The organism is Rhodococcus erythropolis NBRC 15567 (assembly GCF_001552595.1).
GTDB lineage: Bacteria > Actinomycetota > Actinomycetes > Mycobacteriales > Mycobacteriaceae > Rhodococcus_F > Rhodococcus_F erythropolis.
The window spans coordinates 19,520-41,198 of record NZ_BCRM01000035.1 but is presented as its reverse complement, the minus strand read 5'-3'; the positions used below and the strand labels follow the sequence as shown (position 1 = coordinate 41,198).

Below are 21,679 nucleotides of genomic sequence, written 5' to 3'. Positions count from 1 at the left end.
GTGGAGTGTGGGCGCGTCAGCGCAGGCCCAATTTGCTGGTGCAGGACGGCCACGCACCCCAGCCCTGACCGGCGCGGACCTTCTCGCCGATCGCGATCTGCTGTTCACGTGATGCGAGGTCGGCGCGCGCTGCGTACTGACCGCCGCCGAATGCTTCCCAGGTGCTCTGGGTGAACTGAAGTCCTCCGTAGAAACCGTTGCCGGTGTTGATGGCCCAGTTTCCGGTCGCTTCGCACTGAGCAATGGAGTCCCACGTCGACGCGTTGGACACAGCGGGCGCGGAAGTCTGCTTGGTTCCGACCTTCACCACTGCTGCGACCGGTTCCTTGATCACGGTCGCGGACAGTTCGGTTCGTCCGGCCTCGACGCCGTTGACGGTCTTGACCTCGACGGTGGCCGTGCGCTCGCCGGCAACACCCGGGTTTTCGACGACGGTCTTGTCCTTCTCGAGCTCGGGATCTTCGACCTTGTTCTCGGGCGGCGCGATCGGCTGCGTCTCGACGCGAGTGTCCGTGCGGTCGCGGGTGACCTGGATGGTCAGGCCGTTGGTAACGGGTGTGTCAGCGGTGGGAACCACCGAGTCGGCCTGCTCGAGCGGCGCATTCTTGGCCGCGAGAAGATCACCGACGGTTACGGCGGCGAGCTTGATCTCGGCCGCCGGAGCACCACCGTCGCTGACGCTGACGGTCTTCGGGCTGACGACGTCGAGCTCGGTGCGTTCGAGGGGCAGACGATGCGAGCGCGAAGCCGAGACTGCGAAGTCGTCGGAAACATCTACCTGCTTCAGTGCCTCGTCGACCGTCAATGCCGTGGTCCAGATGGTCGTCGGCTGACCGTCCACGGTCAGCGCCAACTCACGGGCACGTCGCAGTACGACGGTATCGCCGTCGGACAGTGAGGAATCGGCGCTGGGAGCGAGCGCGTCCTTGGGATCGACCGGGTATCCGGCGTCCTCGAGAGCGGTACCGACGCTGCTCGACATCGTGGACAGCGAAATCATGTCGCCGTCGACGTCGAGGGTGATCGTCTTGTGCCGAACCACGGCGAGCGCACCTCCGACAATGAGCGTCAGAAGCAACGCACCCACCACTGAATAGAGAAGTGGTGACTTCGTGGAGTTGATCTTGGCAAAAGGCGACACAGGAAATCCCAAGGCAGACGACGTTCGATCACAATACGGTAACGACCGAGCGTTGTATCGGCAACCAAATCACAACGAAATGCGACTTTTGTCACGGAACGGCAACGGCGTGTCGTGTGTTCTGCACTTTCCGGCTCCGATACCCGTGTATCGATTCAGCTCTGGGCGCAGTATGTTCTCGTCTGGTTCAAAGCAGTCCGGCGATCCCGGGCGCGACAGAAGAAAGCTGGGCGATAGTGCGAAGAAGATTCGACAGACCACGTAATGCCAGGTGGCCGATCCTGGCCATCCTGCTGGCGCTGATCGCAGCGCTGTTCGCCCCCGGAATCGCGAGCGCGCAACCCGGTCGCACCTACACGATCGCCACCGATCTGACATTCGCCCCGTTCGAATTCGAGAACGAAGACGGCAAACTCGTCGGCATCGACATCGATCTCCTCAACGCGATCGCCGAGGACCAAGGTTTCAAGGTCGACATCAAGCAGCTCGGCTTCGACGCTGCGCTTCAGGCCGTGCAAGCCGGGCAGGCGGACGGCGTCATCGCCGGCATGTCCATCACCGACGCCCGCAAGCAGGTTTTCGACTTCTCCGACCCGTACTTCGAGTCGGGCGTGCAGATGGCGGTCCTCGAGACCGACAACGACGTGAAGTCGTACGAGGATCTGAAGGGCAAGCGCGTCGCGGTCAAGAACGGCACCGAGGGCGCCAGCTTCGCCGAGTCCATCAAGGACCAATACGGCTTCACCACAGTCTATTTCGCCGACTCCGCCAGCATGTACGACGAGGTCCGCACCGGAAACTCCGTCGCAGTCTTCGACGACTACCCCGTCCTCGCCTACGGCATCACCCAGGGCAACGGCCTCAAGACGGTCACCGAAAAAGAGGTGGGCGCGAGCTACGGCTTCGCAGTCAACAAGGGCCAGAACGCCGAACTGCTCCAGATGTTCAACGCTGGACTGCAGAACCTGCGCGACGACGGCCAGTACGACGAAATCGTCTCGACCTACCTCGGTCAGGGCGCGTCGACGTCGGACAACTCCATCATCGGCTTGATCAAGAGCACCTATCCCCAGCTCCTCAAGGGCCTGTGGTTGACGATCGTTCTCTCGGTCGTCTCGATCGCGATCGCTCTGGTCCTGGGTGCGATCTTCGGTCTCTGCCGCGTGTCCACCAACATGTTCGTCCGAGGTATAGGCACGACCTACGTCGACATCTTCCGCGGCACACCGCTGTTGGTGCAGGCGTTCTTCATCTACTTCGGCATCCCGGCAGCCCTGCATTTCCAGATGTCCGCCTTCACCGCAGGCATCATCACGCTCTCGCTCAACGCCGGCGCGTACATGGCTGAAATCGTCCGCGGCGGCATCTTGTCCGTCGACAAGGGACAGATGGAGGCGTCACGAAGCCTGGGCATCAGCTACATGAAGTCGATGCGAAAAGTCATCATGCCGCAGGCAATTCGCACGATGATCCCGTCGTACATCAACCAGTTCGTCATCACCCTCAAGGACACGTCGATCCTGTCGGTCATCGGACTCGCCGAGCTCACTCAGACAGGGCGCATCATCATCGCGCGCAACTTCCAGTCGTTCAACATGTGGCTGATCATCGGCGTCATGTACTTCATCATCATCATGGCGCTCACCAAGCTGTCGAACCGCCTCGAGAAGAGGATCAACAAGTGACCGAAACAGCCGTCAACATGGGTAAGTCCGACACCGAGGTCAAGATTTCGGTCAAGGGACTGAAGAAGTCGTTCGGCGACAACGAGGTCCTCAAAGGCCTCGACGTCGACATCAAGAGCGGTGAAGTGGTCTGCGTCATCGGGCCTTCCGGTTCGGGTAAGTCCACCTTCCTGCGCTGCCTCAACCGCCTCGAAGACATCACCGCCGGCTCCGTGCGCGTCGACCAGTTCGACCTCACGAACAAGGACGTCGACATCGACAAGGTGCGCCAGCACATCGGGATGGTGTTCCAGCACTTCAACCTGTTCCCACACATGAGCGTCGTCGAAAACGTGATGCTCGCCCCGGTGCAGACCGGGCGATCGACCAAGGATCAGGCTCGCGAGATCGCCGTCAAACTGCTGGGCCAGGTCGGTCTCGCGGAGAAGGCAGATGCCAAGCCCGCCAGCCTGTCCGGTGGGCAGAAGCAACGCGTGGCCATTGCCCGCGCACTGGCGATGAGCCCGGACATCATGCTCTTCGACGAGGCCACCAGCGCTCTCGACCCGGAGATGGTGGGAGAGGTTCTGCAGGTGCTTCGTGACCTCGCCAAGCAGGGCATGACCATGGTCGTCGTAACCCACGAAATGGGCTTCGCCCGTGAGGTTTCCGATCGAGTCATCTTCATGGCCGATGGATACATCGTCGAAGAAGGCAAGCCGGAGAACCTGTTCGGCAACCCCCAGCAGCAGCGCACCCAGGACTTCCTGGCGAAGGTCCTGTAGGGGCAAGCCCCCTGTGCGCCTTTTTGGTAGTGGGGACTACCGGAAAGGCGCACGGGTGGTGGCCAATTCGACGACAACGGCCGTCTCCATCCAGCCACGCCGACCGGCAACCAGCGACGACATTCCGCGAAAATGTGGTGGGACCTTCTCGACTCGAACATGATCGGTGCTTCCAGGCACCAACACCCAGTGTCTGGGTTCTTGTTCGACAAATTCCCCGCGCTCGAGTCGGATCGAGAGAACGATCCCGGCAGTAGGTTCCACGTCGTCGGGAAAGATTCCTCCATGAACCGACCCGTCGAACCACAGCGAGTCAGGTATCGGGTGCAAAGCCCACGAAGATTTTTCGCCGACCACCGGCAACGGTGCACAGCACTCTAATTCCCACGTTTCGATGCGGACTGTGACCACGTTGTAGTCATTCATCTGAAATACCCCGCGCAGTAGACGGACCGGGACACGACGATCCCGGGCGCGGAGTTACCTGTCGAACCAGAATAGCGTCAGATCTTGTAGACGCGCTCCGCTGTCGCCGTGGACGCTGCCGCCAGCGTCTGCGGATCCTCGCCGCGGATGTCTGCGAGTGCACGCACTGTGTACGGCAGGCAGTACGACTCGTTAGGCGCACCGCGGAACGGGTGCGGCGTCAAGAACGGCGCATCCGTCTCGACGATCAGCTGATCCGACGGCACCAACAGCGCGGCCTCACGCAGCGCCTTCGCATTCTTGAAACTCACGGTTCCCGAAAAACTCAACACGTACCCGGCTGCGATGCACTCCCGCGCCATCTCCGAATCCGAGGAGAAGCAGTGGAAGACCACTGTCTCCGGCGCGCCTTCCTCTTGCAGCACCCGCAGCAGATCCTGATCGGCTTCGCGATTGTGAATCATCAGCGTCTTACCGAGACGCTTCGCCAGATCGATGTGCCACCGGAAACCGTCGACCTGCTCCTCGATCGTGGCGCACCCTTCGAGCTTGCCTGGCCAGTAGAGATCCAGCCCGGTCTCCCCCACCGCGACGACCCGCGGATCGGACGCCAACCGTTCGATCTCGGCCCTGGTGTCGGCATCCAGGACGTTCGCCCTGGTCGGATGGATTGCGACGGCTGCGTAAACCCTCGAATCCCAGTTCGCAGCGTCGACGGCAAAGCGTGCAGCATCGAGGTCGTCGGCCACCGTGACGACCCGTCCGACGCCGACGGCCTCGGCTCGATCGACTATTTCGGCCACGGTCGCAGCGTCGTGTGCGCCGCACGCGTCGAGGTGCGTATGGGCGTCGATCAGAGGCGACAAGGGCTCAGGGGCATCGGGGGCGGGACGGTCTTTGCTCACGCCCGATAGAGTAAGCCCACCATGACTGTGCCTGCCTCACCCTCCCAGACCCCGCGCCCGGACTCCGCCGCCCCGGAAGGCGCGGAACGATCGCCGTTCTACATCACGACAGCGATCGCGTATCCCAACGGCGCTCCGCACATCGGCCACGCGTACGAGTACATCTCCTCGGACGCGCTCGCCCGCTTCAAGCGTTTGGACGGTCATGAAGTGTTCTTCATGACCGGTACCGACGAGCACGGTCTGAAGATGCAGCAGACAGCGATCAAAGAGGGCATCGACGTACGCGAACTCGCGGCTCGAAACTCCGACGTGTTCCAGAACCTCGACAAGGTCCTGAACATCTCGTACGACCGGTTCATCCGCACCACGGACGCTGATCACCAGGTCGCCAGCAAGGCGATCTGGGAGAAGATGGCCGCATCGGGCGACATCTACCTCGACACGTACTCGGGTTGGTACTCGGTTCGGGACGAGGCCTTCTACACCGAAGCCGAGACCACGCTTCTGGAGGACGGCACCCGTCAGTCCACCGAGACCGGCACCCCGGTGGAGTGGACCGAGGAGTCGAACTACACCTTCCGTCTCTCGGCGTACGGGGAGCGTCTCCTCGCGCTGTACGAAGAGCACCCCGAATTCATCGCCCCCACGACACGCCGCAACGAGATCGTCAGCTTCGTCAAGGGCGGCCTCAAGGACATCTCGATCTCGCGCACCACGTTCGACTGGGGCGTCAAGGTGCCGGGCGACCCGGACCACGTCATGTACGTCTGGGTAGACGCCCTCACCAACTACCTGACGGGCGTCGGATACCCGAACGTCGATTCGGAGGAGTTCAAGAAGTTCTGGCCCGCGAGCCTGCACATCATCGGCAAGGACATCACGCGGTTCCACACCGTGTACTGGCCGGCATTCCTCATGTCTGCCGGCATCGAACTGCCGGAGCGGGTGTTCGTCCACGGCTTCTTGTACAACAAGGGCGAGAAGATGTCGAAGTCCGTCGGCAACGTCGTCGACCCCATCGCGATGGTCGATCAGTACGGCCTCGACGCGGTCCGCTTCTTCTTGCTCCGCGAGATCTCGTACGGTCAGGACGGCAGCTACAGTCACGAAGCGATCGTGACGCGCATGAATGCTGATCTCTCGAACGAACTCGGCAATCTCGCGCAGCGTTCGCTGACGATGGTCGCGAAGAACTGCGACGCCCAGGTACCCACCCCCGGCGAGTTCACCGAGGACGACCTGGCGATGCTGGCATCGGTGGATGCCCTGCTCGCCAAGTGCCGCAGCGAGTTCGACGTGCAGGCTCTGCATCTCGCACTGGAAGCCATCTGGGGCGTTCTCGGCGAGACCAACCGGTACTTCTCCAAGCAGGAACCGTGGGTTCTGCGTAAGACCGATCCGGCACGCATGGCGACGGTTCTGTACGTGACGCTCGAAGTGGTCCGTATCGTCGGGCTTCTCGTTCAGCCGGTGATGCCCGACGCGGCGTCACGCATCCTCGATCTGCTCGGCCAGAGCGAAGAGAACCGGCAGTTCGCCGACATCGCGGTTCGCATCGACGCCAACCGGAAACTGCCTGCTCCGGCGCCAGTTTTCCCCCGCTTCGTCGAGGAATGAGCTAAGCGAGAGTGCCGCACGTGGGGTCCGAGATATCCGGTTACAGGCGGATGTGTCGGACCCCACGTGCACACTCCAGCCATGACGACGAATAGAACATACATTCGAACCAGCGCTTCGGCGCAGACACTGCCATGGAACGGAGCGCGGGTGTCCACTCAGGAGGTCAGCCCTCAATCCGTTTCCGCGGTGCGAGATCTCGTTTCCGAACTGTCCGCGGCGTACGACCGCGGATGGCAGCCGGCGGATCTGATTCATCTGGCGCGTCGAAGCAAAGAAGCGTCCGACGCCGATCTCGCCGCCACCACCATCCTGTTCGATGCGAAAGCGTCGCGCGCCTCCGATCGCGCACCGCTCGAATGGGTGGGGCAGTTGCAGACGATCGGCGAGCAGTATGCGAAGTCTCGACGCATCGCTTCTCGAATCACCGTGGACGACGACGTTTTTCGCTCCCTCGCGGCCGGCCTTCTGTTCCAGGATCCCTACTTCCTTGTTTCGCAAATCGTCGACGTCGCGCGATCGTGGATGCGCCTACCTCAGTGGACGGTGTTGCTCGCGCCACCATCCACCTGGCCGTCGCAACGGACCGACACCACCTATGCCGGCGTCGGTGATACCGAGGTCGACGCCAAGGTACTCAAGCGAATTCGTGGATTACTCGCCAAAGCCGAAGCCACCAACTTCGCGGAAGAAGCCGAGATTTTCACCGCGAAGGCTCAGGAGTTGATGACCCGGTACGCCATCGATTCCGCGCTGCTCCACTCTCGCGCCGGGGTCACCGACACATCCGTGAATGCCCGACGCATTCACATCGAGAACCCGTACGTGAAGGAAAAGGTTCACCTCCTGACCGAGATCGGCGAATCGAATCGAGTCAGGACTGTCTGGTTCAGCGACATTGCACTCGCGACCGTCGTCGGCACTCCGGTCGACCTTCAGCAAGTCGATATGCTGTTCACTTCCTTGCTCGTACAGGCAACCCGTGCAATGCAATTCGCCGACTCGAGCAATCGTGGCGGCTCACGCACCACCTCGTTCCGCAAGGGATTCCTGGCCGGGTTCGCCAGCCGCATCGGACACCGCCTGCGTGACGCCGGCACCAAAGCCACCGCCGAAGCGGCCGACGCGGCATCGATGGACGTCGCGGATCTTCTGCCGATCCTGGCCACCACTTCCGAGGCCGTCGACGCCGAATTCGATCGATTGTTCCCGACAACCCGCAAAACTCGCGGACGGTCCGTCGACGCCGAAGGCTGGCACGCCGGCCAGGCCGCAGCCGACGACGCCAACCTGCGTCCCGGCGCACCCGCCGTGAACCGCTCCCGCTAGTCCTTTCGAGCGGCCAGGACCGTCTCGTACAACTCACGCTTGGAGACTCCGGCCGTTGCGACCAGAGCACACGCGTCCTTCAATCGTGCTCCCCCCTCGACCAGCCTTTCCACCTCGTCGACCAGATCGGCAGGATCAGATGCCACCAGTACTGCGCCTTCGAGCACCACCGTGATCTCTCCGCGAACGCCCTCGGCCGCCCAAGTAGCTAACTCTCCGAGAGTGCCGCGCTTCACTTCCTCGTAGGTCTTGGTCAATTCCCGGCACACGGCGGCGCGGCGATCGGGCCCGAGAACTTCCACCGCATCTGCGAGGCAGTCGGCAAGGCGATGGGGTGCTTCGAAGAACACACACGCTCGCTGCTCGGTTGCCAGGGCCGAAAGCCAGGTCTTGCGCTGCCCCTGCTTTCGCGGCGGGAATCCGTCGAAGCAGAACCGCTCCACCGGCAAACCCGAGAGTGCCAGCGCCGTCGTGACCGCCGACGGGCCCGGGAGACACGTGACGGCGAGGTTCTCGGCTACGCAGGCGGCAACGAGGCGATATCCGGGGTCACTGACCGACGGCATGCCTGCATCGGTGACCAGCAGGACGGTCTTGCCTTCGGCCACGTCGGCGACCAACGCGGGCAGCCGCGAAATCTCGACCTGGTCGTAGAAACTGACGATCTTCCCCGTGATGGTGACCTCGAGCGCGGACGCCAGAGACTTGGTGCGTCGTGTGTCCTCCGCAGCGACGACGTCGGCGGTTGCGAGAGCAGACCGAAGACGCGGGGACGCGTCACCGACATCTCCCATGGGTGTTGCGGCGAGTACCAAACGACCAGTCATACCTGACAGCCTACGATTGCCAGGTGACTGTGCAGACGGACGAGCGGCCAACGCCCGCCACGAGCGATCGGGTAGTGCGTAGTCCCGGCCCGCTGGTACCGGATCCTGATTTCGGCCCGACCGACAGATTGCGCGGCTGGATCGTCACCGCTTTCATCACCGCCATCGCGGCGATCACCCGCTTCACGATGCTCGCCTACCCGACCGACGCCGGCACACCTGTATTCGACGAGAAGCACTACGTTCCGCAGGGCTGGCAAGTTCTGACCGGCGGTGGCATCGAGGACAATCCCGGTTACGGATTGGTGGTGCACCCGCCGATCGGTAAGCAGATGATCGCGATCGGCGAAGCACTCTTCGGTTACAACGGTTGGGGGTGGCGATTCTCGTCAGCCCTGGTCGGGACGCTGATGGTCCTGCTGATCATCCGGATCGTCCGCCGCATGACGCGGTCCACGCTGATCGGGGCGATTGCCGGAATCCTGCTCATCGTGGACGGCGTCACCTTCGTCTCCTCACGCCTGGGGATGCTTGACATCTTCCTGGCCTTCTTCGTCCTCGCCGCCCTCGGATGTCTGGTGGTCGATCGCGATCAAGTCCGCGAACGAATGGCGAAGGTGTACGAGGAAGGTCGAATCGGCGATTCCGCCTGGGGTCCACGGCTGGGTTTCCGGTGGTGGAGGTTCGGCGCCGGCATCCTGCTCGGTCTGGCATGCGGAACCAAGTGGTCCGGCATGTACTTCATTCTGTTCTTCGGATTGCTCAGTGTTGCCTTCGACCTGTCAGCGCGCCGCGCATACCGCGTGCAGCGCCCGTGGGTCGGCACCGCAGTTCGCGACATCGGTCCAGCTCTGTATGCGCTGGTGGTCATTCCGCTCGGTGTGTACCTCGCGAGCTACTGGGCCTGGTTCACCAGCGAGACCGGCGTGGACCGCCATGCCGTCGGTAACGAGATCGGTGAGGGCGGCACGTGGAGCTTCATTCCCTCCGCACTGCGTTCACTCTGGTACTACAGCGGAAACGTTCTCCAGTTCCATGCCGGTCTGACCAACTCCGCCGGAAACCACCACCCGTGGGAGTCGAAACCGTGGACGTGGCCGATGGGGCTACGACCGATGCTCTACTACTACGCCGACGGCGAGCAGGTCACCGGTTGCGGGGCCGCCAGCTGCGTCAAGGCCGTGATGCTGATCGGCACACCGGCGATGTGGTGGCTGGCACTACCGATGTTGGCGTGGGCGATCTGGCAGACGTTCGTGCGCAGGGACTGGCGATACGCCGTGGTCCTGACGGGCTACGGCGCCGCTTACCTTCCGTGGTTCGCGACGCTCGACCGCCAGATGTACTACTTCTACGCAGTTGCACTCGCCCCGTTCATGGTCATGGGATTTGCGCTGGTCCTCGGCGATGTTCTGGGCAAGGCGAGCGCGTCCGTCGAGCGTCGTACCACCGGACTTCTTGCGGTCAGTCTGTACATCGGTCTGGTCGTGGCCAACTTCGTCTACCTCTGGCCGATACTCACCGCCATGCCGATCACGCCGGAATCGTGGCAGAACCATCTGTGGCTGCCTAGCTGGAAATAGTGGGACAGACGAAGGAGGCATCGAACCTGGTTCGGTGCCTCCTTCGTTTCACGATTACTCTGTCGGCTTACCGACGCGACGTCCCCGCCTCGGGCGTAGGAGAGCACGTTTCTGCTCCTTCGCCGCAATGATGATCGGGTCGTGCGAAAGATCCTTGTACAGCGAGAAGCACAGTCCGATCATGACCAGCACGAACGGCGCCGCAGCGATGATCGTCATGGTCTGCAAGCCGTCGAGCGCTTCAGAGCCACCGGTCCACAGCAGAAGCGCCGCGACGCCACCGGTCAACATGCCCCAGAAGACCACGACCCAGCGACTCGGTTCGAGCGTTCCGCGCTGCGAGAGCGTCCCCATCACCATCGACGCAGCGTCTGCGCCGGAAACGAAGAACACTGCCACGAGCAGCATGACGAGGACAGTCGTCACTCCGGCCAACGGCAGATTGTCGAGCATGCCGAACAGTTGAGCCTCTTCCGAGCCTCGGCCGGACAAGCCGATTCCGTCACGTTCCTCGCCGATGCCCGCGCCGCCGAAGATCGCGAACCAGAGCAAGCTGACAGTCGTGGGAACGGCGATGACGCCGACGATGAACTGGCGGATCGTGCGGCCGCGGCTGATGCGTGCCAGGAACATGCCGACGAACGGCGTCCAAGACACCCACCATGCCCAGTAGAAGATCGTCCACGACGAAAGCCACGCGCCCGTTTCAGGATTCGATGATGCACCCGTGCGGGCGGACATCTGGGCGAGGTCGGAAACGTATGCGCCAATGGTCGTCGGGAGCAGATTGAGAATCAGCACGGTCGGCCCGAGAACGAACACGAACAGGGCCAAGATCAGCGCGAGCACCATGTTGATGTTGGAGAGCCACTGAATTCCCTTGGCCACACCGGAAACTGCCGAAGCGACGAATGCCAGGGTCAGCACCGCAACGATGGCCACGAGCAGGAAAACGCCGGCTTCTTCCATCCAGCCGACTACCTCGAAACCGGAGCCGATCTGAAGTGCGCCGAGCCCCAAAGATGCTGCGGTACCAAAAAGTGTGGCAAAGATCGCCAGGATGTCGATGACCTTGCCGATCGGCCCTTCGGCCTTGCGACCGAGCAACGGAATGAAGGCCGAACTGAACAGTTGCTTGCGTCCTCGGCGATACGACCCGTATGCAATGGCAAGGCCCACAACGGCATACATCGCCCAAGGATGAAGACCCCAGTGAAACATGGTGGTGGCCATGGCAGTTCCGACGCCACCGTCGGTGCCGGGAGGCGGAGTCACGTAGTGCGCAAGCGGTTCCGCGACACCGAAGAACATCAGGCCGATCCCCATGCCGGCGCTGAACATCATCGCGATCCAGCTGACGGTTCGGAACTCGGGCTTCTCACCGTCCTTGCCCAGCGGAATGTCGCCGAATCGACTGACCGCGAGGTAGATGGAAAACAGCACGAAAGCCGAAGCTGCGAGTACGAAGAGCCAGCCGATGTTCGTCACCAACCAGCCGAGAACACTTCCGGTTACCGAATCGAGGTTGTCGGGAGCTACGAGGCCCCACACGACAATAGCCAGCACCGCGGCAGCCGCCACGGAAAACACCACGTAGTCGGTCCGAACGCCTACTCGAGTAAAGCCCGTCTCCGGGCGCTCTTCGTTGGCCCCGGAATCTTGTTCGGATCGATCAGATTTCGTCACCATAGATGACTACGTTCGTCACTTTATGGGCCAAAAGCAAGCCGGAAGGCGGGCTCAACGTCCGTTGAACCCGCCTTCTCACCCCGATCAAGCTGGGGTTTTAACCCAACCGTTGCCCTTGCCGATCAATCCGTCGATACTGATGCGTCCTGCGCCGATCACAGCGATCAAGAGCGATCCGACACCGAGTGCGACGACGAGTTCGTAGCCACCGTTGTCGATGAAGACACCCTTGTCCGCGTGCACGATGAAGAACGCGCCAACCATGTCGAGGAACAGCAGCGCGCCGACGAGCGGGGTCAACAGACCCGCGATGAGCAGGATTCCGCCGCCGAGTTCGATGGATGCAGCCACAACCGCAGAAATCTTGGGGAGCGGGGCGCCCATCCCTTCGAACGCGGCCTGCGTTCCGGCGATCTTGTAGGTGAAGAACTTCTGCCAACCGTGGGCGATGAAGATGATCCCGAGGCCGACACGGGCGATGAGGAGTCCGAGGTCACGAGCAATCGACGAATTCATGAGCCAAGACTGACAGCTTTAAGTTGAAGCGTCAACTTAAACATTGTGTCACGCACCTCTCAATGCCGACTCCACCATGGCGACGATCTCACTGTCGGAGTACCCGAGCGAGCGGACCCTATGCGCAAACGCGGTCGCCGCCTGCTCGGCCTGCGCCTGCACCGGATCGGTCCCCGAAGCGATGAATGTCCCTTGCTTTCCCCTCGTTTCGATGACGCCCTGATCGCTGAGCGCGCGATAAGCCTTCGCGACGGTGTTGGCCGCCAATCCCAGCTCCGAGGCCAACGCTCGCACCGTCGGGATCTTGGTTCCCGCGATCAATCCGCCGCCGTGAACCTGCTCGATAATCTGTTGCCGCAGTTGGTCGTACGGAGCTGTGGAGGAATCGTGTTCGATTGCGATCTTCATCGTCACCCTCGTCGTATCTTCTCGGTCACAGGCCCTCGATCGCCTCGCGGATCGTATGCGGGCCGGAGGTCAGAACCAATGTCTTGCCGACGCTGGACGGCGCATCGATGAGCGCTTCGACGACCGCGGCGACATCGGCTCGAGGCACAGAGCCTCGATCGACGGGCGGCTGCGCAAGCAATACTTCACCGGTCGGGTCGTCGTCCGTCAGAAGTCCTGGCCGAAGAATCGTCCAATCGAGCGAAGACCTTGTCTTCAGGTCTTCCTCCGCTGCCGTCTTCGCCCGCAGGTAGGCGGCAAAAACCTCGTCGGTGTTCTCCGGTATTTCGTCACCGGCACCCATGGCGCTGATCTGTATGAACCGACGTACTCCCGCTTTCTCGGCGGCATCGGCCAACAGCACCGCCGCAGCTCGGTCGACGGAGTCCTTGCGCTCGATCGAGCTACCAGGTCCGGCGCCCGCGGCGAAGACCGCGACGTCGGCACCGTCGAGTACCTTCGCAACTTCCTCGACCGTGGAGGATTCCAGATCGATCACCACGGGGAACGCGCCGAGTGTGCGGACCGCACCCTCGTGCGCGGAGTTGCGGATCAGCGCTACCGGCCGATCACCATGCCCTGCCAGCAGGTACGTCAGGTGCTGCGCGATCTTGCCGTGCCCACCGGCAATGACCACGCGTCGTTCGTCCACACTTCGATGTTCCGTCATCGTTTTCTCCTCACACGTCGGTACTTCAAGTGCAGCACTCCGGAGCGGCCCGTTGTTCCCCTGTTTGTCCCACGAGTTCGGACGCAGAGGCAGAATGACGAACATGGCATCTGCAACCATCTTCCACAATCAACGGTGCAACACCTCGCGGACCGTTCTCGGGCTCATCCGGGAAGCCGGCATCGAACCCACCATCGTCAAGTACCTCGATACTCCGCCTACCCGATCCGAGCTGGAAAAACTCATCGCCGACGCCGGCCTCGAGCCCAGTCAAGCGGTTCGCAAGCGCGAAACGCAGTACAAGGACCTCGGACTCGCCGACGCTTCCGAATCCGAGATCCTCGACGCGATGATCGAGCACCCAATTCTGATCGAACGCCCATTCGTCGTCACTGACAAGGGCACGGTGCTCGCGCGTCCGGCAGCCAAGGTGGAAGAGATTCTCTGACGTCTACCGCTCACAGCGGATCGCGGGCGATCGGGCAGGACATGCAGCGAGGTCCACCGCGACCGGAGCCCAGTTCGGAACCCGCGATTCGCAAAACCTCGATACCCGAGGCCTCCAGCCTGGCATTCGTTTCGACGTTGCGCTCGTAAGCGACGACGACGCCCGGTTCGACGGCCAACGTGTTGTTGCCGTCGTCCCATTGCTCACGCTCGGCAGTGACCGTGTCGAGTCCGGTGTCGATCACTCGAAGTTTTCCGATTCCCATGGCGTCGGCTGCCGCTTCGAGGAACGGCGTCGCACCGCGAATACTCACCCCGTCGTCTTCCTTGCGAAGGGTGAACGCTGCCAATGTGTCCTGAATGGCCGGATACATGACGACCGCGTCGGCCTCGACCATGGTGCAGACCGTGTCGAGATGCATCGACGCTCGGCGTTGCTCGATCGGAACAACCAACACCGTGTGGGCGAGACCATCGTCGAACACGCTACGCGCCAATGCTTCTGCGCCGGCGGGTGACGTACGTTCACCGACACCGATCGCGATCACCCCAGGCGCGAGAAGCAGCACGTCACCTCCCTCGACAGGAGCCGTGTGCGACTCGTACGCGCGGCGCACTCCCTTGAATCGAGGGTGATGCGCGTAGACCAGATCCGTGATCGAGGATTCGCGAGCTCGCGCTGACAACGCCAAGGACGTGATGATGACCCGTGGCCCGACCCAGAACGACGAATCGCGGGTGAAGAGCAAGTTGGGCAGCGGGTCGATCACGAAGTCACCGCCGTGATGCATCCTGCGCACCAACGAGGTCGAGCCGGCGTCGATCGGCAGCTCGTCGAACGTCATTCCGGCAGTAAGGATCGACGACAGCTCCTTCGGTTCTACCTTTCGCAGGTACGCAGCCAGGTGTTGTCCGAGCGCGTGGCCGATCTTGCGTGCGTCGACGGCGGCCGCGATTCCCTGGATCCTCGCTGCGCCACTGACCTCGAGCGCCTCGGTGAGGAGATCGGACAAAAGCAGTACCTCGACGCCGCGCTCACGAAGGACGGTCGCAAACTGATCGTGTTCTTCCTGCGCGCGGTCCACCCACGGCAACGCGTCGAACAGCAGCTCGTCGTTGTTGCGCGGAGTCAATCGTTTCAACTCGTCGCCCGGACGATGAAGAATGACCGATCGCAATCGGCCCACCTCGGAATCGACACCGAGGGGGACGGAGCCAGAAGCGTTCATGAGTGAACACTAATCCCGTAGGCCCCACCCAGCAGGGATGAGCAGCTGCCATATCTTCCCGCGTAACGTCTGATCCGACGCAGGCGAGAGGACCACGCAATGAGTAGCACGGATCAGGCGGCGCTGGGCGGCGCCGGAATCGACAGGTTCACCGGGCGCTGGGTCGGCGCTGGAGCCGGACATTTCCCCACCATCGACGACTTCGAGTACTCCGAGGAGATCGAGTTCGCTCCGACTCCGAAACCGTTTGTCACCTACTCGTCGCGCACTCGAGGGCTCCCCGACGGCCGACCACTTCACATGGAATCGGGATACCTGCGCCCGACACCTGGTGGTGAGCTCGAACTGCTGGTCAGCCAGCCCACCGGTTTTGTCGAGATCCATCGCGGCACCGTCGACTCCGAAGGCACTCTCGCCTTGACCCGTCTCACGCTCGCAGCATCGCCCGACGCAAAACCGGTTCACGACGTCCGGCGAGTCATGCGCGTCCAAGGCGACACCCTGACCTACGACTTGTGGATGGCGCACGGCGACACCCCGCTGACGCATCATCTCCACGCCACCCTCCACCGGGCGACGGACCGGTAGTCGCCATGGAGATGCCGTCGTGGAAAGCCAAGGAACTTACGCCCGGCCAGCTCTCCGAGCGCAGCGGTGTCGCCGTCTCGGCCCTGCATTTCTACGAACGAGAAGGCCTCATCGTCAGTCGCCGGACCAGCGGCAACCAGCGTCGATACCAACGAGACACGCTTCGACGCGTCGGCTTCATCCGAATCTCGCAACGCGTCGGCATTCCACTGTCGGAAATCCGGGAAGCCCTCGGCACACTTCCTGAAGGCCGTACCCCGAACCGCGCAGATTGGGAACGGTTGTCGACCGGATGGCGGCGCCACCTCGATCTCCGCATCGAGCAACTGGAACGACTACGCGACAATCTCACCGGTTGCATAGGTTGCGGGTGTCTCTCACTGGAGGGATGCGCCCTCGCAAACCCTCACGATCAACTCGCTGCCGCCGGCCCAGGTGCACGCGTTCTGGAGGTGGATTTCGGCGCCGACTCAGGCGAGAAATGACTCGACAGCGTCCCGATCGCGCCCCAGCAAGTCCTCGACGGTCTTCTTCAGCAACTTCTCGATCTGGCCGCCGATAATCGGCATCTTCACTTCGGCCGTCCCGTCGACGACCAGTCGCGTGCAGGACTCGGCGGCGGTGAGGCCCAGCGTCGTCTCGATTCGTATCGGCAGTCCGTGCGCGATCCCGGTGACCGACCCTGCGGCCTTCCCGTCAGACAGAGGCCCCCAGTGGTCGACCCGTGTCAGACCCAGTCGACTCGGCGCAACCTTGGCGACCAGGGTCGGGAGGGAGGCGGAGTCGATTTCCTCGGACACGGATACTTCGATCGATCCGTCTCCAGCTTCGATGTCCGAGGTGGCATAAAGGTCTCCGAGTCGGACTTTCCAATAACTCGGGTCTGTCAAAGTTCGATGCACGTCGTCGATCGGATATTTGAATTCGATATCGAAGTGAAAACTCTTCGGCATGACTTTGGTCCCTATTCGACTAGATAAAAGTCCCGTCGGAGTTAATGCTCATCGCTTGAGCAATTTACTGAACTGGTCGTTCGCTTTTTGCATCACGAACTCGTAAGGCGGGGCGAATTTGCGGGCCCACCAGTATCCGAATCGAATGTCATTGGACGTATACACGAGGTACGTGTTCTTCTCGATTCCCCGCAGAATGCACGAGGCCACCTTCTCCGGGGAGACCGCGCGCTTCTCGAACCGGTGCGTGAGCTTTTTGACCCGCGGGTCATCCCGGTCGATACCCGCGATCTCCACGGTTCCCACCAAAGGCGTCTTCACCCCACCAGGCACAACCAGACTGACGCCGATTCCGTGCCGCTTCAGATCGAATCGCAGCACCTCGGAGACCCCGCGAAGGCCGAACTTGCTCGCACTGTAAGCGGCATGCCACGGCAGTGCCAAGAGCCCAGCGGCCGAAGAAACATTGACCAGGTGCCCACCCTTGCCGGCGCGGATCATGGGCGGAACGAACGTCTCCATGACATGGATCGGTCCCATCAGGTTGACGTCAACCATCGACTTCCAGTGCCGATGCTCGAGGTTCTCGATAGTTCCCCACGCTGAAATGCCGGCGATATTCATGACGACATCCATCGGAGAGAATTGAGTGTGAATCTCGGTACCGAATTTCACGACCTCGTCGTAATCCGAGATATCGAGTGCCTTGGCCAAACTGACCGTGCCGCCTCCGGCACCAACCATTGCGGCAGTCTCTTGCAATCCACGGTCGTTGACATCAGTGAGAAACAATTCGGCTCCGGCCTCGGATGCCCGCAGTGCAGTTGCGCGTCCTATCCCACTACCAGCGCCGGTGATCAGGCATTTCTTACCCTCGAGCGACCTTACTGACATGGATCGACACTCCCCCGCACTCGTACTGTGGACATGCGGGAAAGTCTACGCACGCGTTGTGCGGCCGCCCCGAAACACGCATTGCGGCCGTGAGCATGCCAGAACCCACGACCTCGGCGGCAGCCGCCGAACCCACCGACAGCTACAGACGCTGAGCCATCTGCTCTTGATAGCCCCTGACCGTACGGTCGAGTTCTTCCGCCGCTACATCGTCCCCACGCTTGCGTGCGTCGTGGGCTCGATCCTGGATTTCACGGATCGCGCGGCGCAGTTCGTCATCGCTCATCGTGTGTTTCATATCACAATTCTGCACCTACGCAGGGGGTTTAGCTAGCGCAGATTGCATTCCGGCAAACCGTTCAAGGTTCAACCCCGAAGTGATTCGAGCAACATCGCGAACAGTCGCCATAATTGCAACCGCATCACTCCACACCGTCACTGAACTGCGGTTTTCCTTTCGGAACACATATGAAAAACCAGGCTAACGCTTAGCTAATATCGCCAAAACGGGTAAAAGGTTTGATACTGGGCACATTAACCAAGTAATGGAAGGTTCAAATAGCGCGACCGTAGCTGCACAATCTTCGTGCGGCCGATACTCAATGTGCGCTGAGACATAGCTGAGCACTCAATGGCCGAACGAAACGAATCTCGGACACATTTGACAACTGGTCCACTAAACAGACTACGGTGAGCTACCGATCGGTTATCCGCGTGATACCGTAGGATTCACTGAACGGACAATTGCTAGCTAGAGAGGATTACGGGGCGGTTCACAATGGCTGACTTTGCAGAACGATTGAACAAACTGTTCGACAGTGTTCATCCTCCGGGGCGCAAACCCCACACCAACGCCGAGGTTGCGGCAGCGCTCATCGAAGACGGCCATCAGATCTCCAAGCCGTACATCTCGCAGCTCCGCTCGGGACAGCGCACCAACCCCTCGGACGAGACAGTCGCTGCGTTCGCCCGGTTCTTCAAGGTGAAGCCCGACTACTTCTTCAACGACATCTACGCTGCCAAGATCGATCACGACCTCGAACTGCTCTCGCAGCTCCAAGGTTACGGCCTTCGCCGCCTCTCGAGCCGCGCATTCGACCTGTCGGAAGAATCGCAGAATCTGCTCACCACGATGGCTGAAAAGCTCCGCGCGAGTGAGGGTTTGCCAGAGGTTCCGCCCGACGCGTCACGCTGATGCAAATGTGCTGAAGCACTGAATTGACATGGAGTAGGTCGACTACGAACGTCGACCTACTTTTGTCGTTTCATCGAGTTCCTTCGCCAACAACAACACCCATCGGCGCGCCGACATCTTCTCCGGTGGCGCAATCCATCTGGTGTCCAACACATCCGAGGCCAATGGATCCGCGATCCACCCCGCAAGTATTCCTGCATGGGCGGTAACTGCCCGGGGCGGTTCCTGACCACCGACGTCGAACATCCCGGCGCCGGACTGTATGTACATCGCATCCATGATCTGGGCGATCATGTCCGATGCCCGGAGTACTGACGTACTTCCGGCGCTGTCCGCGTCGACAACCTCGGGGAATCGCTTCACCAGAAGCGCATGCATCCGCCGTAGGCGATACAAGTCTCGTCGTGCGCGCAACCACGTCTCGAGAAGCACCCACGTGATGCCCAGCGCTATCAGAACACTCGAGGCAGCGATGAACCACACCCCTGCGCCCGTCCAGATATCCGATTCGAGTGCGCTGGTGCCACCGATCGATTCGACCAGCATCACGACGACCACGACAAGCAAGACCGACGAACCTGTCACGATCAATGCGATACCGCGACCCAACGGCGCCCAGGCAACGTGCCGTAGCCCCGTCGAAATGACAAGGGACAGAGCGACAATGATAAAGATCAGGGCCGGCGCTGGGTATCCGAAAAGAACCGCGATCGCCACCAGGAGCCCCACCGAGTACAGCACCGTGGCGAGGCCGCGCATAGCTGGACGCGACATCACCGGCCAGGCAGACACGGCGCCGACTGCACTGGCCGCAGACAACGCGGTCCACAAGACGATGACGATCATCGCTGCGGCATGTTGCTCCGGCGCAATTCGATCGACGATGTCCCACACCGCCGGCACCATGACCGTCGACGACAATGCGACCGAGAAGCCTGCGAAGACCATCGACATTCGCAACGGCGTCGCGGTGCGCGCGACAACTCGACCCAGTCTCGCGCCGGCTGCAACCCAGACGAGAAGGGCCACAGCCCAAAAGATCATCCGATCGCCTCGTCGTACCGCAACACCGACAGCGGTGTCCCACGGCCACTCATCGTTCGCAGACGCATGATCAACATCGACGCGAACGTCTCGGCTTCCCACTCCGCGATGTCATCCATCGGCACGGGTTCGTTGCGCCGCAGAGAACGTTGACTCAACATGTAGGCGATCAAATCATCACTGACCTCGAGCGTCGCCTCGGCGATCTCGGCACCCTCGTGGCGAAACACTATGTGCCCCAACTCATGTGCCAGAGTCCGCTCGACATTGGGTAGCCCGGGAGCCAAAACGATGACGTCGTGGTCGTCGTAGGCCCGGCGCTGACCGCACACTCCGGTGGCGAGAGGGGTTTCCAGATCGATCTCGATCGGGCGCCCGCGCTCTCGGGCGACTGTCTGCACCACCGTAAGCAGTGACACAGCCTCCGACGACGCTGCTGCGTCACATACGGCATCCACCGCGGCCAGAACGCGGCGATGTGAACGTCTGTCCGGCACGACTCACGCACCTCCCTGTGATCCGGGTGCCAGGAATTCGGCACGTGCGGCAGCCATACGTGCCTTCTGCAACGATGCTCCGCGGAAAGTCATTGCTCCCGCACCGGCCGCTACGACTGCCATTCCGCCCACACCGCCTGCGACGGCGGCAGCGTTGAGAATCGGTGGAAGGCCTTGAGTGAACGCCGTCGGGAATGCCTGCGGGTTCTCACTGGGACTCGCGACGTTCGGAGCGTTCGACGGTACCTGGGGAGCTACGGGAGCCGGTGCGGCCAGAACCTCGGGCGCGGACGGTGCTGCGACTGCGCCCGGCGCAGCGTTCGCCGGTCCACCGGCAGAGGGTGCAGGTGCTCCGCCGCCTGCTGACGGCCCCTGCGGATCAGACGGTCCAGCCGGCGGAACCGCTGCCTCCGAGGATGGCTCGGAACTCGACTGCGACTCGGAAGGGGACTGCGTCGTCTCGGAGGCTGCTTCGCTAGATGAACTCTCAGTCTGCGAAGTTGCGTTGGTCGCAGGGGAAGCGCTGCTGCTCGGACGTTGCGACGCCGAAGGGTTGGTCGAGGCCTCAGTTGTCGTGGGCTCAGTCGTCGTGGTCGGCTCAGTCGTCGTGGTCGGCTCAGTCGTCGTGGTCGGCTCAGTCGTCGTGGGCTCAGTCGTCGTGGGCTCAGTCGTCGTCGTGGGCTCAGTCGTCGTGGGCTCAGTCGTCGTCGTGGGCTCAGTGGTCGTGGGCTCAGTCGTCGTGGTCGGCGTCGGAATTACGGTTGTACCGCAGTTGTGATGGTGGCAATGCCAGCCATAGTTGCCGTTGCCGTTGTTACCGCCACCGTTGCCGTTGTTACCGCCACCGTTGCCGTTGTTGCCGTTGTTATTGCCACCGTTGTTGCCGTAATTGCCGTTTCCGTTGCCATTGTTTCCACCGCCACTGTTGCCGCCAGGTTGGGCGGCGACGATGGCAGGGAAGACCGATACGGCAAGGACGCCGATACCCATCAGGCACATCACAGCAACAAGCATCATCGCTAGCCGTCGTGGCTGGCTCATCGACATTCCTCCCCGACACATACGTCCGACCTGCGGAAAACTGCGGCAGACTCATCGTGCCTATCGCACCGGACACACCCTCGTTACATTTCCGGCAAACATGTATCCGCCCAAGGATCATCCCTCACTTGGAAGCTCAACGGTCCGGATCAGCGGTCGCAATCGTATGAAACGGCGCACACTCGAGCT

The 21,679-nt window shown here is 61.8% G+C and carries 25 protein-coding genes; 11 read left to right on the top strand and 14 right to left on the bottom strand.

The features are described from left to right. Positions 1-16: 16 nt before the first annotated feature. Positions 17-1,141, bottom strand: coding sequence for a resuscitation-promoting factor (locus tag RE4_RS27910; RefSeq protein WP_019744700.1), 1,125 nt, complete (start codon positions 1,139-1,141; stop codon positions 17-19). A gap of 236 nt (positions 1,142-1,377) precedes the next feature. Here RE4_RS27910 and RE4_RS27905 point away from each other — a divergent pair, with 236 nt between their 5' ends. Both RE4_RS27905 and RE4_RS27900 read left to right on the top strand, forming a co-directional pair. Continuing rightward, a complete protein-coding gene (locus RE4_RS27905; protein WP_020908609.1) occupies positions 1,378-2,826 on the top strand; it encodes an amino acid ABC transporter substrate-binding protein/permease in 1,449 nt (482 codons plus the stop codon). Next, a complete protein-coding gene (locus RE4_RS27900) occupies positions 2,823-3,590 on the top strand; it encodes an amino acid ABC transporter ATP-binding protein (protein WP_019744702.1) in 768 nt (255 codons plus the stop codon). The genes RE4_RS27905 and RE4_RS27900 overlap by 4 nt, the downstream gene beginning before the upstream one ends. 36 nt (positions 3,591-3,626) lie before the next feature. On the opposite strand, the gene RE4_RS27895 is transcribed toward RE4_RS27900, so the two are convergent. Beyond that, complete coding sequence (locus RE4_RS27895) at positions 3,627-4,016, bottom strand: DUF6578 domain-containing protein (protein ID WP_060939743.1); 390 nt, start codon at positions 4,014-4,016, stop codon at positions 3,627-3,629. A 77-nt stretch (positions 4,017-4,093) separates the two neighbouring features. Continuing rightward, positions 4,094-4,921 (bottom strand): TatD family hydrolase, encoded by an 828-nt coding sequence (locus RE4_RS27890; protein WP_060939742.1) that lies wholly within the window; start codon positions 4,919-4,921, stop codon positions 4,094-4,096. Between the two features lie 21 nt (positions 4,922-4,942). Here RE4_RS27890 and metG point away from each other — a divergent pair, with 21 nt between their 5' ends. Continuing rightward, positions 4,943-6,541 (top strand): methionine--tRNA ligase, encoded by a 1,599-nt coding sequence (gene metG / locus RE4_RS27885; RefSeq protein WP_060939741.1) that lies wholly within the window; start codon positions 4,943-4,945, stop codon positions 6,539-6,541. An 81-nt stretch (positions 6,542-6,622) separates the two neighbouring features. After that, positions 6,623-7,870, top strand: a complete 1,248-nt coding sequence (locus RE4_RS27880) for a DUF2786 domain-containing protein (RefSeq protein WP_223257847.1) — start codon at positions 6,623-6,625, stop codon at positions 7,868-7,870. Here RE4_RS27880 and rsmI read toward each other — a convergent pair. Next, the gene (gene rsmI / locus RE4_RS27875) at positions 7,867-8,697 is read right to left on the bottom strand and encodes a 16S rRNA (cytidine(1402)-2'-O)-methyltransferase (RefSeq protein ID WP_021332320.1); all 831 of its coding nucleotides are present in this window, start codon (positions 8,695-8,697) and stop codon (positions 7,867-7,869) included. The two genes, RE4_RS27880 and rsmI, sit on opposite strands and share 4 nt — an antisense overlap. 23 nt (positions 8,698-8,720) lie before the next feature. On the opposite strand from rsmI, the gene RE4_RS27870 reads away from it, so the two are divergent. Then, positions 8,721-10,280, top strand: coding sequence for a dolichyl-phosphate-mannose--protein mannosyltransferase (locus RE4_RS27870; protein ID WP_024487795.1), 1,560 nt, complete (start codon positions 8,721-8,723; stop codon positions 10,278-10,280). A 54-nt stretch (positions 10,281-10,334) separates the two neighbouring features. Here RE4_RS27870 and RE4_RS27865 read toward each other — a convergent pair whose 3' ends face one another. From RE4_RS27865 to RE4_RS27850, 4 genes are all read right to left on the bottom strand, one after another. Next, positions 10,335-11,969 (bottom strand): BCCT family transporter, encoded by a 1,635-nt coding sequence (locus tag RE4_RS27865; protein ID WP_019744709.1) that lies wholly within the window; start codon positions 11,967-11,969, stop codon positions 10,335-10,337. Between the two features lie 84 nt (positions 11,970-12,053). Then, complete coding sequence (locus tag RE4_RS27860; RefSeq protein ID WP_020908616.1) at positions 12,054-12,485, bottom strand: DoxX family protein; 432 nt, start codon at positions 12,483-12,485, stop codon at positions 12,054-12,056. A gap of 48 nt (positions 12,486-12,533) precedes the next feature. After that, positions 12,534-12,893 carry a GntR family transcriptional regulator gene (locus RE4_RS27855; protein ID WP_020970329.1) on the bottom strand — a complete coding sequence of 120 codons (360 nt, stop codon included), beginning with the start codon at positions 12,891-12,893 and terminating at the stop codon, positions 12,534-12,536. 25 nt (positions 12,894-12,918) lie between these two features. Further along, entirely contained in the window at positions 12,919-13,602 is a 684-nt protein-coding gene (locus RE4_RS27850; protein ID WP_020970330.1) for an SDR family oxidoreductase, read from the bottom strand. Between the two features lie 94 nt (positions 13,603-13,696). Between RE4_RS27850 and arsC the strand changes: the two genes are divergently transcribed. Then, complete coding sequence (gene arsC, locus RE4_RS27845) at positions 13,697-14,050, top strand: arsenate reductase (glutaredoxin) (protein WP_020970331.1); 354 nt, start codon at positions 13,697-13,699, stop codon at positions 14,048-14,050. A gap of 10 nt (positions 14,051-14,060) precedes the next feature. Here arsC and arcA read toward each other — a convergent pair whose 3' ends face one another. Continuing rightward, complete coding sequence (gene arcA / locus RE4_RS27840) at positions 14,061-15,278, bottom strand: arginine deiminase (RefSeq protein WP_019744713.1); 1,218 nt, start codon at positions 15,276-15,278, stop codon at positions 14,061-14,063. Positions 15,279-15,377: 99 nt separating this feature from the next. On the opposite strand from arcA, the gene RE4_RS27835 reads away from it, so the two are divergent. Together RE4_RS27835 and soxR are read left to right on the top strand one after the other, a co-directional pair. Next, positions 15,378-15,866, top strand: a complete 489-nt coding sequence (locus RE4_RS27835; RefSeq protein ID WP_020970333.1) for a heme-binding beta-barrel domain-containing protein — start codon at positions 15,378-15,380, stop codon at positions 15,864-15,866. Positions 15,867-15,871: 5 nt separating this feature from the next. After that, positions 15,872-16,351 carry a redox-sensitive transcriptional activator SoxR gene (soxR, locus tag RE4_RS27830; protein WP_060939740.1) on the top strand — a complete coding sequence of 160 codons (480 nt, stop codon included), beginning with the start codon at positions 15,872-15,874 and terminating at the stop codon, positions 16,349-16,351. Here soxR and RE4_RS27825 read toward each other — a convergent pair. The 3 genes from RE4_RS27825 to RE4_RS31210 all read right to left on the bottom strand — a co-directional run bounded on the left by RE4_RS27825 (position 16,337) and on the right by RE4_RS31210 (position 17,999). Next, positions 16,337-16,819 (bottom strand): DUF2505 domain-containing protein, encoded by a 483-nt coding sequence (locus RE4_RS27825; protein ID WP_047888452.1) that lies wholly within the window; start codon positions 16,817-16,819, stop codon positions 16,337-16,339. The genes soxR and RE4_RS27825 overlap by 15 nt on opposite strands. Before the next feature lie 48 nt (positions 16,820-16,867). Further along, entirely contained in the window at positions 16,868-17,713 is an 846-nt protein-coding gene (locus tag RE4_RS27820; protein ID WP_060939739.1) for an SDR family oxidoreductase, read from the bottom strand. 142 nt (positions 17,714-17,855) lie between these two features. After that, the gene (locus RE4_RS31210) at positions 17,856-17,999 is read right to left on the bottom strand and encodes a hypothetical protein (RefSeq protein ID WP_162267916.1); all 144 of its coding nucleotides are present in this window, start codon (positions 17,997-17,999) and stop codon (positions 17,856-17,858) included. Between the two features lie 492 nt (positions 18,000-18,491). On the opposite strand from RE4_RS31210, the gene RE4_RS27815 reads away from it, so the two are divergent. Continuing rightward, entirely contained in the window at positions 18,492-18,908 is a 417-nt protein-coding gene (locus tag RE4_RS27815; protein ID WP_003946231.1) for a helix-turn-helix domain-containing protein, read from the top strand. 42 nt (positions 18,909-18,950) lie between these two features. Here the strand turns inward: RE4_RS27815 and RE4_RS27810 are convergent, their stop codons facing one another. Then, positions 18,951-19,952 carry a hypothetical protein gene (locus tag RE4_RS27810; RefSeq protein WP_060939738.1) on the bottom strand — a complete coding sequence of 334 codons (1,002 nt, stop codon included), beginning with the start codon at positions 19,950-19,952 and terminating at the stop codon, positions 18,951-18,953. After that, on the bottom strand, positions 19,949-20,449 hold the full coding sequence (locus tag RE4_RS27805) for an ImmA/IrrE family metallo-endopeptidase (RefSeq protein WP_003946241.1): 501 nt from the start codon (positions 20,447-20,449) through the stop codon (positions 19,949-19,951). The genes RE4_RS27810 and RE4_RS27805 overlap by 4 nt, the downstream gene beginning before the upstream one ends. A gap of 178 nt (positions 20,450-20,627) precedes the next feature. On the opposite strand from RE4_RS27805, the gene RE4_RS27800 reads away from it, so the two are divergent. Next, positions 20,628-21,227: a hypothetical protein gene (locus tag RE4_RS27800; protein WP_060939737.1), complete on the top strand. Its 600-nt coding sequence runs from the start codon at positions 20,628-20,630 to the stop codon at positions 21,225-21,227. Beyond that, positions 21,227-21,472 (top strand): hypothetical protein, encoded by a 246-nt coding sequence (locus tag RE4_RS27795; RefSeq protein ID WP_060939736.1) that lies wholly within the window; start codon positions 21,227-21,229, stop codon positions 21,470-21,472. Before RE4_RS27800 ends, RE4_RS27795 begins: the two co-directional genes overlap by 1 nt. Positions 21,473-21,679: the final 207 nt, after the last annotated feature.